This window comes from Sphingomonas aerolata, from assembly GCF_023935825.1.
GTDB classification, from domain to species: domain Bacteria; phylum Pseudomonadota; class Alphaproteobacteria; order Sphingomonadales; family Sphingomonadaceae; genus Sphingomonas; species Sphingomonas aerolata.
Map to the genome: position 1 here is coordinate 1,359,033 of NZ_CP098762.1, position 14,627 is coordinate 1,373,659.

12 protein-coding genes are annotated in these 14,627 nt (G+C 67.8%); 8 read left to right on the plus strand and 4 right to left on the minus strand.

Annotation, left to right across the window (positions count from 1 at the left end; translation table 11 throughout):
• Window positions 1–42 precede the first annotated feature (42 nt).
• From NEF64_RS06375 to NEF64_RS06385, 3 genes are all read left to right on the plus strand, one after another.
• Entirely contained in the window at window positions 43–819 is a 777-nt protein-coding gene (locus tag NEF64_RS06375) for a type III pantothenate kinase (RefSeq protein WP_031440944.1), read from the plus strand.
• A gap of 63 nt (window positions 820–882) precedes the next feature.
• Window positions 883–2,520 carry a ribonuclease J gene (locus tag NEF64_RS06380; protein WP_252574718.1) on the plus strand — a complete coding sequence of 546 codons (1,638 nt, stop codon included), beginning with the start codon at window positions 883–885 and terminating at the stop codon, window positions 2,518–2,520.
• Between the two features lie 4 nt (window positions 2,521–2,524).
• The gene (locus tag NEF64_RS06385) at window positions 2,525–2,806 is read left to right on the plus strand and encodes a DUF1467 family protein (protein ID WP_031393778.1); all 282 of its coding nucleotides are present in this window, start codon (window positions 2,525–2,527) and stop codon (window positions 2,804–2,806) included.
• A 23-nt stretch (window positions 2,807–2,829) separates the two neighbouring features.
• Here the strand turns inward: NEF64_RS06385 and NEF64_RS06390 are convergent, their stop codons facing one another.
• A complete protein-coding gene (locus NEF64_RS06390; protein ID WP_056406214.1) occupies window positions 2,830–5,124 on the minus strand; it encodes a coiled-coil domain-containing protein in 2,295 nt (764 codons plus the stop codon).
• 83 nt (window positions 5,125–5,207) lie between these two features.
• On the opposite strand from NEF64_RS06390, the gene NEF64_RS06395 reads away from it, so the two are divergent.
• The 4 genes from NEF64_RS06395 to NEF64_RS06410 all read left to right on the plus strand — a co-directional run bounded on the left by NEF64_RS06395 (window position 5,208) and on the right by NEF64_RS06410 (window position 9,343).
• The gene (locus NEF64_RS06395; RefSeq protein ID WP_056406215.1) at window positions 5,208–5,501 is read left to right on the plus strand and encodes an Hpt domain-containing protein; all 294 of its coding nucleotides are present in this window, start codon (window positions 5,208–5,210) and stop codon (window positions 5,499–5,501) included.
• Between the two features lie 80 nt (window positions 5,502–5,581).
• A complete protein-coding gene (locus NEF64_RS06400; RefSeq protein WP_056406216.1) occupies window positions 5,582–6,763 on the plus strand; it encodes a glycosyltransferase family protein in 1,182 nt (393 codons plus the stop codon).
• Window positions 6,764–6,797: 34 nt separating this feature from the next.
• Window positions 6,798–7,928, plus strand: coding sequence for a DUF2336 domain-containing protein (locus NEF64_RS06405; RefSeq protein ID WP_056406217.1), 1,131 nt, complete (start codon window positions 6,798–6,800; stop codon window positions 7,926–7,928).
• 8 nt (window positions 7,929–7,936) lie between these two features.
• On the plus strand, window positions 7,937–9,343 hold the full coding sequence (locus NEF64_RS06410; RefSeq protein WP_056406418.1) for a sensor histidine kinase: 1,407 nt from the start codon (window positions 7,937–7,939) through the stop codon (window positions 9,341–9,343).
• On the opposite strand, the gene NEF64_RS06415 is transcribed toward NEF64_RS06410, so the two are convergent.
• From NEF64_RS06415 to gltX, 3 genes are read right to left on the minus strand one after another with little or no spacing between them, the layout of a single operon-like run.
• Window positions 9,299–9,499 carry a hypothetical protein gene (locus tag NEF64_RS06415; protein ID WP_252574720.1) on the minus strand — a complete coding sequence of 67 codons (201 nt, stop codon included), beginning with the start codon at window positions 9,497–9,499 and terminating at the stop codon, window positions 9,299–9,301. The two genes, NEF64_RS06410 and NEF64_RS06415, sit on opposite strands and share 45 nt — an antisense overlap.
• Before the next feature lies 1 nt (window position 9,500).
• Window positions 9,501–10,784, minus strand: a complete 1,284-nt coding sequence (locus tag NEF64_RS06420) for a citrate synthase (protein ID WP_031395755.1) — start codon at window positions 10,782–10,784, stop codon at window positions 9,501–9,503.
• 25 nt (window positions 10,785–10,809) lie between these two features.
• Window positions 10,810–12,315: a glutamate--tRNA ligase gene (gene gltX, locus NEF64_RS06425; protein ID WP_081877730.1), complete on the minus strand. Its 1,506-nt coding sequence runs from the start codon at window positions 12,313–12,315 to the stop codon at window positions 10,810–10,812.
• A gap of 19 nt (window positions 12,316–12,334) precedes the next feature.
• Between gltX and NEF64_RS06430 the strand changes: the two genes are divergently transcribed.
• Window positions 12,335–14,542 carry a ComEC/Rec2 family competence protein gene (locus NEF64_RS06430; RefSeq protein WP_235516356.1) on the plus strand — a complete coding sequence of 736 codons (2,208 nt, stop codon included), beginning with the start codon at window positions 12,335–12,337 and terminating at the stop codon, window positions 14,540–14,542.
• Window positions 14,543–14,627 lie beyond the last annotated feature (85 nt).

Consider the following 14,627-nt stretch of genomic DNA (forward strand, 5'->3'; position numbering starts at 1 on the left):
TCGACTATGCACTATCCGCACGGAAAGGTTGAAGGTCCCCGCATGCTGCTCGCCATCGATGCCGGCAATACCAATGTCGTGTTCGCGCTCGTCGAGAAGGGCGTCATCGTCGCGCGGTGGCGGATCGCGACCGATCCGCGTCGTACCGCGGACGAGTATGCGGTGTGGCTGAGCCAGCTGATGCAGCTCGGCGGGCATGACCGGGGCGCGGTCGAGGGCGTGATTATCGCGACGGTCGTGCCGCGCGCGCTGCACAATCTGCAGGTGCTCGCGTCGAAATACTTCGCGACCGAGGCGCTGATCGCCGGCCGTGCACCGGTCGAATGGGGGATCGCGATCGATGTCGACGAGCCGGCATCGCTTGGTGCTGACCGTGCGGTCAACACGATCGCCGCGCATGCGCTGCACGACGGCGACCTGATCGTCATCGATTTCGGCACTGCGACCACGTTCGACCTCGTCGACTATCGCGGCGCGTATAAGGGCGGCATCATCGCGCCGGGGATCAACCTGTCGCTCGACGCGCTGGTCACCGCTGCCGCCAAATTGCCGCGGATCGCGATTGAGGCGCCCGCCGATACCAGCGTGATCGGGCTGAACACGGTCTCGCAGATGCACATCGGCATCTATTGGGGCTATGTCGCGATGATCGAGGGGCTGGTCGCGCGGATGAAGGCCGAGGTCGGGCGTCCGGTCAAGGTCATCGCGACCGGCGGACTTGCTACCCTCTTCGAAAAACAGACCGACGTGTTCGACGTCATCGAGGCCGACCTGACGATCCAGGGGCTGGCGATGATGTGGGACCGTCACCATATCTAGGGCCATTGGGCTCGCGCCAACCGGCCTGCGGGCCACATTCTCCTGTAATCCTGAAAGTAATCAATGACTCCGAAGAACGAACTCCTTTTCTGTGGCCTTGGCGGCTCCGGCGAAATCGGCATGAACGTCAACCTGTATGGCTGCCAGGGCAAATGGGTGATGGTCGATCTCGGCATTACCTTTGCCGATCCGCAATATCCCGGCGTCGACGTCATCCTGCCCGACCTGTCCTTCATCGAGGAGCGGATCGACGATCTGCTCGGCATCGTGATCACGCACGGGCATGAAGACCATATCGGATCGCTGCCCTATCTCGCCGAAGACCTGGGCGTGCCGATCTATGCGACGCCGTTCACGATGGGGCTGGTCCGCGGCAAGCTCGAGGAAGAGGGGATCGCCAACCGCGTGAAGCTCAAGATGATCCCGATGGGCGGCAACTTCCAGCTCGGGCCGTTCGGCTTCACCTTCGTCGAGATGTCGCATTCGATCCCCGAGGCGAACGCGCTGCTGATCGACACGCCCTATGGCCGCGTGTTCCACACCGGCGACTGGAAGCTCGACAAGAACCCGGTGATCGGCAATCCGACCAAGCCAGAAGGCTTCATGGCGATCGGCGACAAGGGCGTCGACGTGCTGGTCTGCGATTCGACGAACATCTTCAACACCACCGCGTCGGGCAGCGAGAGCACGGTCCGCAAGGGCCTGTTCGAAGAGGTCAGCAAGGCCAAGGGCCGGGTGATGATCACCAGCTTCGCGTCGAACGCCGCACGGCTTCACACGTTCGGCGAAGTTGCGAAGGAAACCGGGCGCAAGCTGTGCGTCACCGGACGCTCGCTCGACCGGATCATCAAGGTCGCGCGTGCGACGGGGTATCTGAAGGACTTCCCCGAGACGATCGATCCCGACACCGCGATGCGTCTGCCCAAGAACAAGGTGCTGATCATCGCCACCGGCGGGCAGGGCGAGGAGCGCGCTGCGCTCGCGCGGGTCGCCAATGGCAGCCACACGATCACGCTCGAGGCCGATGATACGGTGATCTTCTCGTCGAAGCAGATCCCCGGCAACGAGGTCCAGATCGGCCGCATCCAGAATACGCTGGCCGCCAAGGGCATCCGGATGGTGACCGAGCGCCAGGCGCACGTCCACGTCTCGGGCCATCCCGGCCAGCCGGAACTCGCGCAGATGTACGAGTGGCTGCGTCCCGACACGCTGATCCCGACGCATGGCGAGATGCGCCACATGATGGAGCATGCGCGCTTCGGGCTGGAGCAGGGGATTCCCCGTGCGTTGGTGCAGAGCAACGGCGACATCGTCCGGCTGGCGCCCAAGGGGCCGGTCAAGATCGGCAATGCGACGGTCGGCCGCCTGGTCCTCGACGGTGACGTGATCCTGCCGGCGGACGGCGCGACGTTGAACGAGCGTCGCAAGCTGGCGATCAACGGCCAGATTTCGGTCGCGGTGGCGATCGGCAAGGACGGGCGGATGCTCGGCCAGCCGCAGGTCCGCGTCCAGGGCGTGCCGGTGGAAGAAGATCGTGCCGCGTTCGTCGCGGATGCGGTCCAGGCGGTTGCCGACACCGTGCGGGGCGGCAAGCGCGATATCGACAAGATGCGCGAGCAGGTCCGGCTTGCAGTCCGCAAGGTCTCGACGCGCTGGACGGGCAAGAAGCCGATCGTCGACGTTCTGCTGATCGAAGGCTGAGCCGATGCGCTGGACCTCGGCACTCGCGATCTACGTCCTGTTCTGGGCGTTCTCGGTGTTCCTGGTCCTGCCATTCGGTGTTCGGACGACGCGTGAGGTCGGGGGCGAAACCGTCCCCGGCCAGTCCGAGAGCGCGCCGCATGATTTCCACGCCGGCCGCGTCGCCTGGCGCGTGACGATCGTCGCTACGACGCTGTTCGTGCTGTTCCAGCTGAATTACGCCTATGGCTGGATCACGCCGCAGATGTTCGACCTGTTCGACACACGCGACATGGTCCGCCGCTAGCGCGACCGGGGCGGGCGCCCCCTTTACCGTAGGCGTTCTATCGCTTGTGCGAGCGCCACGTAGAGCTTGCCCATATCCGACGAGAGCAGGGTGACGCCGAGCGGTGAGCCGTCGCGCTGTGCCAGGATCGCGCGCAACATCGATTCGAAGTCGTGGATGTAGCGGTTCACCATCTCGCGGAAGCCCGCATCGTCGTCATACAGGTTCGCGATCGACCGGGCGTCGTTCGCATCGAGGATGCGCACCGCACGGCGGGTGAAGACGCCGCGATCACCCTTGAGATAGGCGGCCCAGGCGCTGTCGGCGACTTCGGGCGCGAAGGCCTTGGCGATATCGATCGAAGCAGAATTGAGCGATTCGATGAGCAGCGAGACCCGCCGCGCGAAGGTGTCGCGATCGGCGGTCTCGCGGTCGTTGCGCGCCTCTTCGAGCCGGGTTTCGACGACCGCGGTCTGTTGCGCAATCGCCTCGACCTGTGCCGCCAGCCGCTCGGTTGCACGCGTCGTCGCGTCGACCGCGGCGTCGGTCGCATCGCCGATCGCCTGGATCTGCCGATCGACGGTGTCGCCGGTCGCGCGGCGCAGTGCAGCACTGCTGGCGAGCTCAAGCGCCTGCGCGGCGTCGGGAATGACCTGAGCGAGCGTGTGGCGCGCGGTATCCGCCGCGGCGGTCGCGGTCTCGCGGACGCGCAGCAACGCCTCGACGAGACGCGGTGCGGCCTCTTCGGAGAAGCTGTTGGTGCGATCGATCGTCTCGTCGACCATCTGGCCCAGTGCGTCCGCCTTGGCGCGACCCGAGGCCAGCGTGTCGAGCAGCGTGTTCGACAGGCGATCGAGCACGCTACGCTGTTCGGCGATGACACCGGCAATCGCCTCAATCGCGTCGTGCGTACTTTCGGCCGCGGTGACGAGCGCGAGCAATTCGGGCTTTGCCGCGACCACGATCGCCTTGCTGTCAGCGACGCGCCGGTCGAGCCGGGACAGCGCGTCAGGCAGGGTTTCGTCGATCTCGCGCGCCGCGGCGTCGAGGGCGATCAGCAGCGATTCGGTCGTGCCGATCGTCCGCCCCGCCATCGCCTCGCCCGAGCGGAGCGCCTCGGTCATCGCGTCCGCCGAGCCGCCCAGTGCGCTGATCGACGCAGCGAGCAGCTGGGTTCGTTCGACACCATGATGGTGGAGCGTGTCGATCCGCGTCTCGACCTGGTCGAGGCCTGAACCGAGCGAGCCGAGGATATCCTCCCCGGCTGTACGCTGATCCTCTAGGCGGCGCGCCACCTGGGCGATCGCCGAATCGACGCCGGCGATCCGGTCGGCGATTGCCTCGGCGCTCGCGCGCGTCGCGCCGTCGAGTGCAGCCTGATTGGCACTGACCATCGCCAGCACCGCGTCACCCTGCGCGGCGATGCCCTTGCGTGCCTCGTCGACCGCATCGGCGGTGCGCCCGAGCAGCGCGTCGACCGCTGCGGACATCGTCTCGGTGACGGCCTCGAGGCGCGCGCCCGCGGTTTCGCTGGTCGCCTCCATCCGGATGATATGCGCGGCCAGCCGCTGCGCCGCGCCGCTCGCCACCGCATCGGCCTCCCGGCCACGGGCCGCCAGCGCGCCGATCTGTGCGTCGAGGGCACCGGCATGCTCGCTGGCGGAAAGGCCGGCGCGTTCGAGCTGGTCCGCCATCGCTTCGGTCTCGGCATGCGCGCGCGGCAGCGATGCAAGCAGGACACCGAGCGACGTCTGCGTCGCGTCGGCCGCGGCAACGAGGCTGCGCGTGTGTGCGTCGGCGCGTTCGATCTCGGTCGCGAAGCCTTCGCCGATCGCGCCGAGAAACTGATGCGCGGTCTCGCCCATCGTCATCAACGTGTCGACCTGATCCGCCAGATGACGGCGATTGCGGTCGATCGTCTGCGCGGTCGCGGCGACCGCCTGTTCGAGCCGGGCGGATTCCGCCTGCATCGCGCGCGCCGTGACACCGAACCGCGCCGCCTCCGCCCGGCTCGTCCGCATCGCGAGCAACCAGATGATGCCGATCAGCGCCGGCACGACGCACAGCGCCGCGAGAAGCTGGACCAGCGCGACCGGTCCGATCGCATCGATCTCGCCGCGGACGAGCCAGAGCATGACGGCGAGCCAGAGCAGGACCGCGGCGATTGCGGCGCCCGCAAAGATCCGGCCGCGATCGGCGCCGTCGTCGTCCGCCGGCAGGATATAGTCGTCGATAAACACGGGTGCGCGTTCCTTCAAAGGCGGTGGTGGGACGTCGCCAAGGTCCGGATCCCGGGCAGGGTCCGCGCGCAGGCCGATGATGGAAGAACCCCCGTTCATGCCCGGGTTTTACCATGAAATCGGCTTTGACAAAGCGAATAGCGCAACCTCCCGTTAAGTCGGTCGCGTGTACGCCCCATCTCATGGCCTATGATCCCGGAGCAATCGACGCCGCCCTGGCAGCCGCGGTCGGGGACGATCCGCTGCTGATTGCCGACCTGCACCTCGCCTTCACCCACAGCGCGGCCGACGCGCTGGACGCTATGGTGGACGCATCCGACGCCGAGGCGTGGCGCGCCGCGGCATGGCGGCTGAAGGGGCTGGCGGCGAGCTTTGGCGCGATGCCGCTCATGACGCTGGCGCGCGCTGCGGCCGACACCCCGCCCGGCGACGACAACATGCTGCGCCGGCTGCGCGACGCGGTCGAGCAGCTTTGATGCGCATGCAGGGCGTCGATCTGAACGCGCTTCCGACGCGCGGGCTTTGCATCCGCCGTTTCGACGCCTAACAGCCGCAGATGCTTGCCGGGCTTCTCTTTGCTATTCACGATGCCGACGATCGCCCCGATCGCCTGGCTGCCACTCTGCCGTTCAGCGGCGTCACGCTGATCGAGTATCAGGCGCGGTTGTTGATCGCAGCCGGCGTGCGTCAGGTCATCGTCGTCGTCGCGCGGCTGACGCCCGAGTTGCTGGGCGCGATCAACCGCATCAACCGCCGCGGCGTCGCGGTCGATACCGTCCGGACTGCGGCCGAGGCGATGGAGAAGCTCCATCCGCTGGCGCGCGTCTTGATGCTCGGCGACGGGCTGGTCACGACCGAGAGCATCGTCGCGGCGATGGCGAACGAGGGTGGCGATGCGCTGCTCGTCGTGCCGGAGGACGATGCCGGACCCGGGTTCGAGCGCGTCGGCGGCCAGATGGCATGGGCCGGTGTCGCCCGGCTGGAACCCGCCCGGATCGCCGAAGTCGCTGGCCTGCCCAATGATTACGACCTGCAATCGACGCTGCTGCGGATCGCGGTGCAGGCGCGCGCGGTGCAGATCCTGTTGCCGACCGATGCAATTCGCAGCGGGCACGGCATCGAGCGCGAGGCGCGGACGCTGGAAGAACGCGGCCGTGCCGTGCTGGCGACCATCGTGTCGGGGCGCAGCGGCTGGTTCGACCGTTTCGTGCTCGCGCCGATCGCCAGGCTCGGCCTGCCGTTCCTGGTCGATAAGAGCGTTGCCGGCACGACCGTTGGCGCGACGTCGCTGGGTATCGCCGCCGCCGGGCTCGGCGCCATGCTGTTCGGCTGGCTGGCGACCGGACTGGTGCTCGCCAGCACGGCCTGTGTCGGTCTGGCGATCGGCTCGGTGCTGAGCGGGCTGCGCGATGATGAATCGGTCGCGACGATGCAGACGCGCGGGATCGGCGTCGTCAGCGCGCTCGCCGTTCTGCTGTTTGCCTTCCTATGGGCGGGCTATTCGGCGGACAACAGCGCGCTGGTCATGGCGGCCGCGCTGCTTGCGATCGCGGCACTGGGGGAACGCGCGATCGTCGAGCGCGCGCGCCACATGTGGTGGGGCAGTGCGCCGGCCTATCTGCTGATCGTCACGATCGTCGCGATCCTCGGATTTCCGCTGTTGGGCCTTGCGATCGCCGGGCTGTACGCGACGGTCACGCTGGCTGCGGCAATCGAGCATCTTCGTCTTCAGCCTTAGTACCGCCTTAACAATAAGGGGGTAGGCACGGCGCATGTCGGTTGGCTCTGAACCCTTGCCTGATCCCGCGCTGTCACGCGCGAGTGCGATCGCGCGCGCCGCGCGTGCGCGTCAGCGGGCCGACGACCGGCTGGAAACCACGATCACCGACTTTTTCCTGACCGCCGATGCGCGGCTGGAGGAACGTACGCGGTTGATGCTGGCGCATGTTCTGCGCGGCATCATCGGGGCGATCGAAGCGGATATCCGCCGCCATGCCGCCCGCGTTCTCGCCGGGCTTGGGGAGACGACGCGGGCGGAGGCGATCCTGACGCAGGGCGGCGCCTTGCTGCGGCTGACGCGGTCGGGGGTGTTGCGCGATCGCGACCTGATGAAGGACCTGATCGCACGCGTCCGGCACGACCTGATCGCAGACGCCCTTCCCGCCGCGATCGCCGGTCCCGAGGAGCCGAGCCTGTTGATCCGCCTGACGGGGGTGTCGGATACGACCGTCGCCACCGCGGCCGGCGCGCTGCTCGCGGCGGAAAGCCGGCGTCGCGCGGCTAATGAGTCGGGAACGATCGCGGGAAGCGACGTGCCCGCTGACCTGCATCGCCGCCTCGTCTGGTGGGTTGCCGCGGCGGTGCGCGACGGACTTGACGATGCCTTGAAGGACGCTGGCGAGATGGTCGCGATGCAGGGCCGCGGCCAGAGCGATCAGGCGATCACCGAAGCGGCGCTGCGCAGCCTTGCCGCGCATGATGACGCGGAGCGCCCCGAAGCGGTCGCGATCCGCCTCGCCGCGGCGATCGATGCCCGTCGCGACGAATTGCCGGCGCTGCTGGTCGAGGCGCTCGGCGACCGGCGTCTGACGTTGTTCGTTGCGGTGCTGGCGCATGCGATCGGGATCGATGCCGAACAGGTGCGGGTGATCGTACTCGATCCCGACGGAGAGCAATTGTGGCTGGCACTGCGGGCGGCGGATCTCGACCGGGAAACGATCGCGCGGATCGGGCTGGCGCTGGCCGATGCCGATTCACGCCGTGATATCGAAAGTTTCGCCGACGCGCTCGACAGCATCGCGAGCGTCGCGGTCGACGACGCGCGCGCGGCGATCGCACCGCTGGCAATGCACCGCGAGTTTCGCGCTGCGTTGCGGGCGCTGGCCGGGGCAGACCGACGATGACGGGATATATGACCGGCGACACTGCGGTCGCACTGGCGGAAGTGGCAGGGGACGGCGTGTTGCTGTCGGCGGATCCGATCCTGCTTGCGCTCAACAGCCGCGCCGGGGGGGTGATCGGCGCGCCGATCGCGGTGCCGCAGCTCGCGATGATCGCCCGCCTGGCGCGCCGGCTGGGAATCGCGGTTTCGCGCAGTGTGGTGATCGCCGATGACGACGTCGATCTCGATCTGTGGGTCCGTGCGCAGCCCGAGGGCGATACAGTCGGCCTTGCGGTGAGCGGCTGGCGCGAACTCCAGCCGTGGCGTCCAGCGGCACCGAACCCCGGTGCAGGCGTCGATTTCCTGTCGAGTGGTGCCGACTGGCGCTGGGAAACCGACGCAGCACTTCGCCTGACATTCGTATCGCCCGACGCAGGGCCTCGCATGGGCGTCGACCCGCTGGCGTTGCTCGGCAAGCCGCTGACGAGCCTCGTCATGCTCGACAGCGGCGATGACGGCGCGCTGCCGATCCTCGACGCGGTCGCGCGCCGCCAGCCGCTCGACGCACAGCCCGCGCGCCTGCGGGGGTCGGGCCGCGCGATCATGCTGAGCGCCGTGGTTCGCCGTGACGCGGAACGCGCCTTTGCCGGGTTCATCGGCAGCGGGCAACTGATCGACGATCCCGCGGACGTGCCATCGCCGCCCGCCAAGCCCCGGCCGGCGGGGGCAGACCAGCTGTCGCCGACCTTCACCGCCGGGCTCGACCGGGCGTTGCGGACACCGCTGGCGCGCATCGTCGCGAACGCCGACAGTATCCATGCCCAGACCGATGGTCTGGTGCAGCCCGATTATACCGATTATGCCGCCGACATAGCCAATGCCGGTCGCCATCTGCTGGCGCTGGTCGACGATCTGGTCGATCTTCAGGCGGTCGAGCGGCCCGACTTCGCGCTGCTTCTCGAGACGATCGATATGGCCGACATTGCGCGGCGTGCTGCCGGGCTGCTGGCGGTGCGAGCGGGCAACGCGAATGTGACGATCACCCGGCCCGCCGCTGAAGCCCGCGTCGTCGCGCGCGGCGATTTCCGTCGCGTGTTGCAGATCCTGGTCAATCTGATCGGCAACGCGGTGCGCTATTCGCAGTCGGGTGGCGCGGTGCTGGTGACGGCGCATGCGGGGAGCGATCAGGTGACCGTCGTCGTCGCGGATACCGGCAAGGGCGTGGCGCCCGCGGATCATGCGCGGATTTTCGAAAAGTTCGAGCGGGTCGACGCGTCCGAGCCGGGCGGCAACGGCCTGGGCCTCTATATCGCGCGGCGGCTGGCACGCGCGATGGGCGGCGACCTGACGATCGACAGCGCGATCGGCGAGGGGGCGCGCTTCGTGTTGTCGTTACCGACGCAGGCGACGCGCGGCCAGGATCAGTACCAGGCCTAATACCGCGAGCGCGGCGCCGCGGTCCGCCCAAGGCCGCTGATCGAGCATGAAGCTCGATCGCGGCCAATGGACATAGCCAAGCCCCTGGCCGATCCACAGGAACCCCATCAGCGCGCACAGCACGCCGATGGCCATGAGGATCGGCCGCAGCTTCATCTCAGCGCGACGCCATCGGCGTATAGTCGCGCTGCGTCGGGCCGCTGTAGAGCTGGCGCGGACGGCCGATCTTCTGGTCGGGATCGGTGATCATCTCGTTCCACTGCGCAACCCAGCCGACGGTACGGGCAAGTGCGAAGAGCACCGTGAACATCGAGGTCGGGAAGCCGATCGCCGAGAGGATGACGCCCGAATAGAAGTCGACGTTCGGGAACAACTTCTTCTCGATGAAGTAGGGATCGCTCAGCGCCAGACGCTCGAGCTCGATCGCGACGTCGAACACAGGGTCGGTGACACCCAGCTCGCCGAGTACTTCCTTGACGGTCGTCTGCATGACCGCCGCGCGCGGATCGTAGTTCTTGTAGACGCGGTGACCGAAGCCCATCAGGCGGAACGGATCGTTCTTGTCCTTCGCGCGGGCGATGAACTCGGGGATCCGGTCAACCGTGCCGATCTCGTGCAGCATGTTGAGCGCGGCTTCGTTCGCGCCGCCATGCGCGGGGCCCCACAGGCAGGCGATGCCGGCCGCGATGCACGCAAACGGGTTGGCACCCGACGAGCCGGCGAGACGGACGGTCGAGGTCGACGCGTTCTGCTCGTGATCGGCGTGGAGGATGAAGATGCGGTCCATCGCCTTTTCGACGATCGGGTTCACGACGTACTTCTCCGCTGGCACGGCGAACGTCATCTTCAGGAAGTTGCCGGTGTAGCTCAGCGTGTTGTCCGGATAGACGAACGGCTGGCCGACGCTGTACTTGTACGCCATCGCGGCGATCGTCGGCATCTTGGCGATCAGGCGATGCGACGCGATGACGCGCTGTGCCGGATCGTGGATGTCGGTCGAATCGTGATAGAAGGCCGACAGCGCGCCGACGACGCCGCACAGGATCGCCATCGGATGCGCGTCGCGACGGAACCCGCGGAAGAACTGCGCGAGCTGCTCATGCACCATCGTGTGGCGCGTGATCGTGTTCGAGAAGGTCGACAGCTCTTCTTCGCTGGGCAGTTCGCCGTTCAGCAGCAGATAGGCGACTTCCATGAAGTTCGACTGTTCGGCGAGCTCGCCGATCGTGTAGCCGCGGTGGAGCAGCGTGCCCGCATCGCCGTCGATATAGGTCAGCTTCGACTGGCACGAGGCGGTCGAGGTGAAGCCCGGATCATAGGTGAAATTGTCGGTCTGCGCGTACAGCTTGCGGATATCGATGACATCGGGGCCGACCGTACCGGACATGACCGGATAATCGAATTCCTTGCCGTCGACCTTGAGGTTTGCGGTCTCGCTCATGCTTGTATCCTTCCTCGAAATCTTATCAGTCTGCCATCCGGTCGGCGATCCGACCGAGGCTCTCGTCACGCCCGAGCAGGTCGAGCACATCGAATATTCCCGGCGACGTCTTGCGACCGGTCAGCGCGGCGCGAAGGGGTTGTGCAACCTGCCCGAGCTTTAGGCTTCGCGCTTCGGCCACGCGCCGTACCGCGCCTTCGAGCGCTTCCGTATCCCACTTGTCGAGCGCGTCAAGTTCAGCATGCGCGTTCGTCAGAATCGCACTCGCTTCACCCTGCAAAAGGCTCGCTGCGGCGTCATCCATCGCCAAAGGTCGCTGGCTGAACAGGAAATTCGAACCTTCGGCGAGTTCGTTCAGGTTCGCTGCACGTGGCTTCAGGACCGGCATGGCGCGAGTCAGAAGGTCGAGTCCGCCATCGGGCAGGGCATGCCCGAGCCGATCGGCGGCGAGCTGGGCCAGACGCGCATCATCGGCCTCGCGAATATAGTGGCCGTTCAGATTCTCGAGCTTCTTCAGGTCGAAGCGCGAGGGCGACTTGCCGACGCCCGACAGGTCGAACCATTCGACCGCCTGTTCGCGGCTGATGATCTCGTCGTCACCGTGCCCCCAGCCGAGCCGCAGCAGGTAATTGTCGAACGCCTCGGGCAGGATGCCCATCTCGTCGCGATAGGCCTCGATGCCGACCGCGCCGTGACGCTTGGACAGCTTGGCACCATCGGGGCCGTGGATCAGCGGGATGTGCGCATAGATCGGATCGGGCCAGCCGCCCTCGATCGCGTCCATCGCACGGTAGATCGGCAGCTGGCGGAACGCGTTGTTGAGGTGATCGTCACCGCGGATGACGTGCGTGACGCCCATGTCGTGATCGTCGACGACGACCGCGAGCATGTAGGTCGGCGTGCCGTCCGAACGGAGGAGGACAAGATCGTCGATTTCCTCGTTGCGGACCGTCACCGATCCCTGGACGCGATCCTCGATCGTGACCGCACCCTCCTGCGGCGCGCGCAGTCGGACGACATGGGGAAGATCGGGGGCCTCGCTCGCCGGACGATCGCGCCATGGGCTGCGGATGCGAAGCGGCTTCTTGGCCGCCTGCGCCTCGGCGCGCATCGCCGCGATCTCGTCATTGGTCATGTAGCAGCGATAGGCGTGGCCGGCCTCGACCATCTGGTGCGCGACGCGGGCGTGGCGATCGGCGCCGGCGAACTGCATGACGACGTCGCCGTCCCAGTCTATCCCTAGCCAGCGCATCCCGTCGATGATCGCGTCGATCGCCGGCTGGGTCGACCGCACGCGGTCGGTATCCTCGATACGCAGCAGGAATTTGCCGCCGTTCGCCTTGGCGAACAGCCAGTTGAACAACGCCGTGCGCGCGCCGCCAAGATGCAGGAACCCCGTCGGCGACGGAGCGAAACGAGTAACCACGGGTGCGGCCGAAACGACGGCATCCGTATCAGATATTGCGCCCAACCGCGGGTGCTCCCAGACTGTAGAAACGATGGCCGGATCAGCCGTCGCCGCCTCTAGCATGCGTCCCCGGCGGCGACAAATGGGCGTGCCGCCCTGGATGGCGGAGCCGGGCCGGGCGATCGAACGCTGGCTGGAGGCGGAGCGCGACCAGCTCATAACCTGGTTGCCCGTGGGGCTTGGGGGCGGCATCGCGCTGTGGTTCGTGCTGCCCGATCCCGTGGCATGGGGCACCGCGATCCTGGTGCTGGTCGCTGGCGGTTTGGCCGGACTCGCGGCGGGTCGCGGCGGGCGCGCGGCACGGATGCTCGCGATCGGCGCGATCGCGGCGGCGCTGGGCATCGGGCTGATCTGGGTGCGATCGCACCGCGTGGCGGCACCGGTGCTCGCGGGGCCGACTTTCGTGCAGCTGTCGGCGCGGGTCGAGACGATCGAACCACTCGTCGCGCGCCGGCTGGTGCGGTTGACGGTGCGGCCGGTCGGGCTGGGGCAGGACGCCGATGGCGCGCCGGTTGCGTTGCCCGGCCGCGTCCGCATCAACCTGGCAGAGGCGGATGCGCCAGCGGCGCTGGGGATCGGCGCGACGATAAAGCTTCGCGCGCGACTCATGCCGCCGCCCTTGCCCGCGGTGCCCGGCGCCTATGACTTTGCGCGCGTCGCCTGGTTCGGCGCGATCGGCGCGACGGGGCGGGGCTTTTCGCCCGTCGTTGTGACAGTGCCGGGCCGCGGTGGCGCAGGGGTCCGGGTGGCGTTGTCGCGGCATATCGTCGCGCAACTCAACGGGAGCGCAGGCGGGATCGCGGCGGCGCTGGCGACCGGCGACGTCGGCGCGATCAGCGACGCCGATGCAGAGGCGATGCGGCGCGCCGGGCTGGCGCATCTCCTGTCGGTGAGCGGCCTCCACATCACCGCCGCGGTCGCCGCGACGATGCTGATCGTGATGCGGCTGCTTGCGCTCAGCCCGTGGCTCGCGCTGCACACGCGACTGCCGTTGATCGCCGCGCTTGCCGGTGCGGCGGCGGCGATCGGTTATACCGTGCTGACGGGCAGCCAGGTGCCGACGATCCGCTCCTGCGTCGCGGCGTTGCTGGTGCTGGTTGCGTTGGCGATGGGGCGCGAGGCAATGACGTTGCGGCTGGTCGCGACGGGGGCGATCGCGGTGATGCTCGCGCTGCCCGAATCGCTGGCCGGGCCGAGCTTCCAATTGTCGTTCGCCGCGATCACCGCGATTATCGCACTGCACGAGCATCCCGTCGTCCGTGCCACGTTCGCGCCGCATGACGAGGGCCGCGGCAGGCGCCTGTTGCGCGGCGTGGGGTCGCTGTTGCTGACCGGGCTCGTCGTCGAGGCGGCGCTGATGCCGATCGCGGTCTATCATTTCCACAAGGCCGGGCTGTACGGCGCGGTCGCCAACATCGTCGCGATCCCGCTGACCACGTTCGTCGTGATGCCGTTCGAGGCGCTGGCGCTGCTGCTCGACACGATCGGGATTGGCGCGCCCGCCTGGTGGCTGGTGCAGCATGCGCTCGACGCGCTGCTGTGGCTCGCGCGCGGTGTGGCGCATGCACCGGGCGCGGTCCGCGCGTTGCCGGCGGTTCCCGACGGGGCGTTTGCCTTGATGGTCGGCGGCGGTGTGTGGATCGCGCTGTGGCGGACGCGGTGGCGACGGATCGGAATCCTGCCCTTGGCGGTCGGCGCGATCTGGGCGCTGACGACGCCGTCACCCGATATCCTTGTGACGGGCGATGGTCGCCACGTCGCGGTCCGGACCGCCGCCGGGCTCGCGCTGCTCCGCGATCGGGCGGGTGACTATGTCCGCGATACGCTGGCGGAGAATGGTGGGGTCGACGGTGAGCCGCTGCTGCTCGCGGATCAGCCCGATGCGCGGTGCAGCCGCGACCTGTGCCTGACCGATGTTGTCGCCCGCGGCCGAGCCTGGCGCGTGCTGGCGACGCGGAGCGTTTACCGGGTGCCGATCGCGGAGATGGTTGCCGCCTGCCGGCGCGCGGACATCGTCATCAGCGAGCGCGGGCTGCCGCGTGGTTGTACGCCGCGATGGCTGAAGCTCGATCGATCGGTGCTTGAGCGGACCGGGGGGATCGCGTTGACGCTGACCACGGGGCGGATGGTGACGGTGCTCAATCCGGGAGATCGGCACCCGTGGCGCGATCCGCCGACGCTGGCGCGGCCAATGCGACGGTTCGGGGCGGCGGGCGATCAGCATGGGCTGGCCGGGGGGGCGGCGTCGGTCCGGTTTCGGGTGCCGGCTCGGGGGTGGTCAGAGCGATAGGTCGCGACTGGGTATGTCGGGTCATGATACTGCGAAGGTGGGGCCTCCGATTGGGAGGGCCGCAATTCCGAAACGCGGACGATGG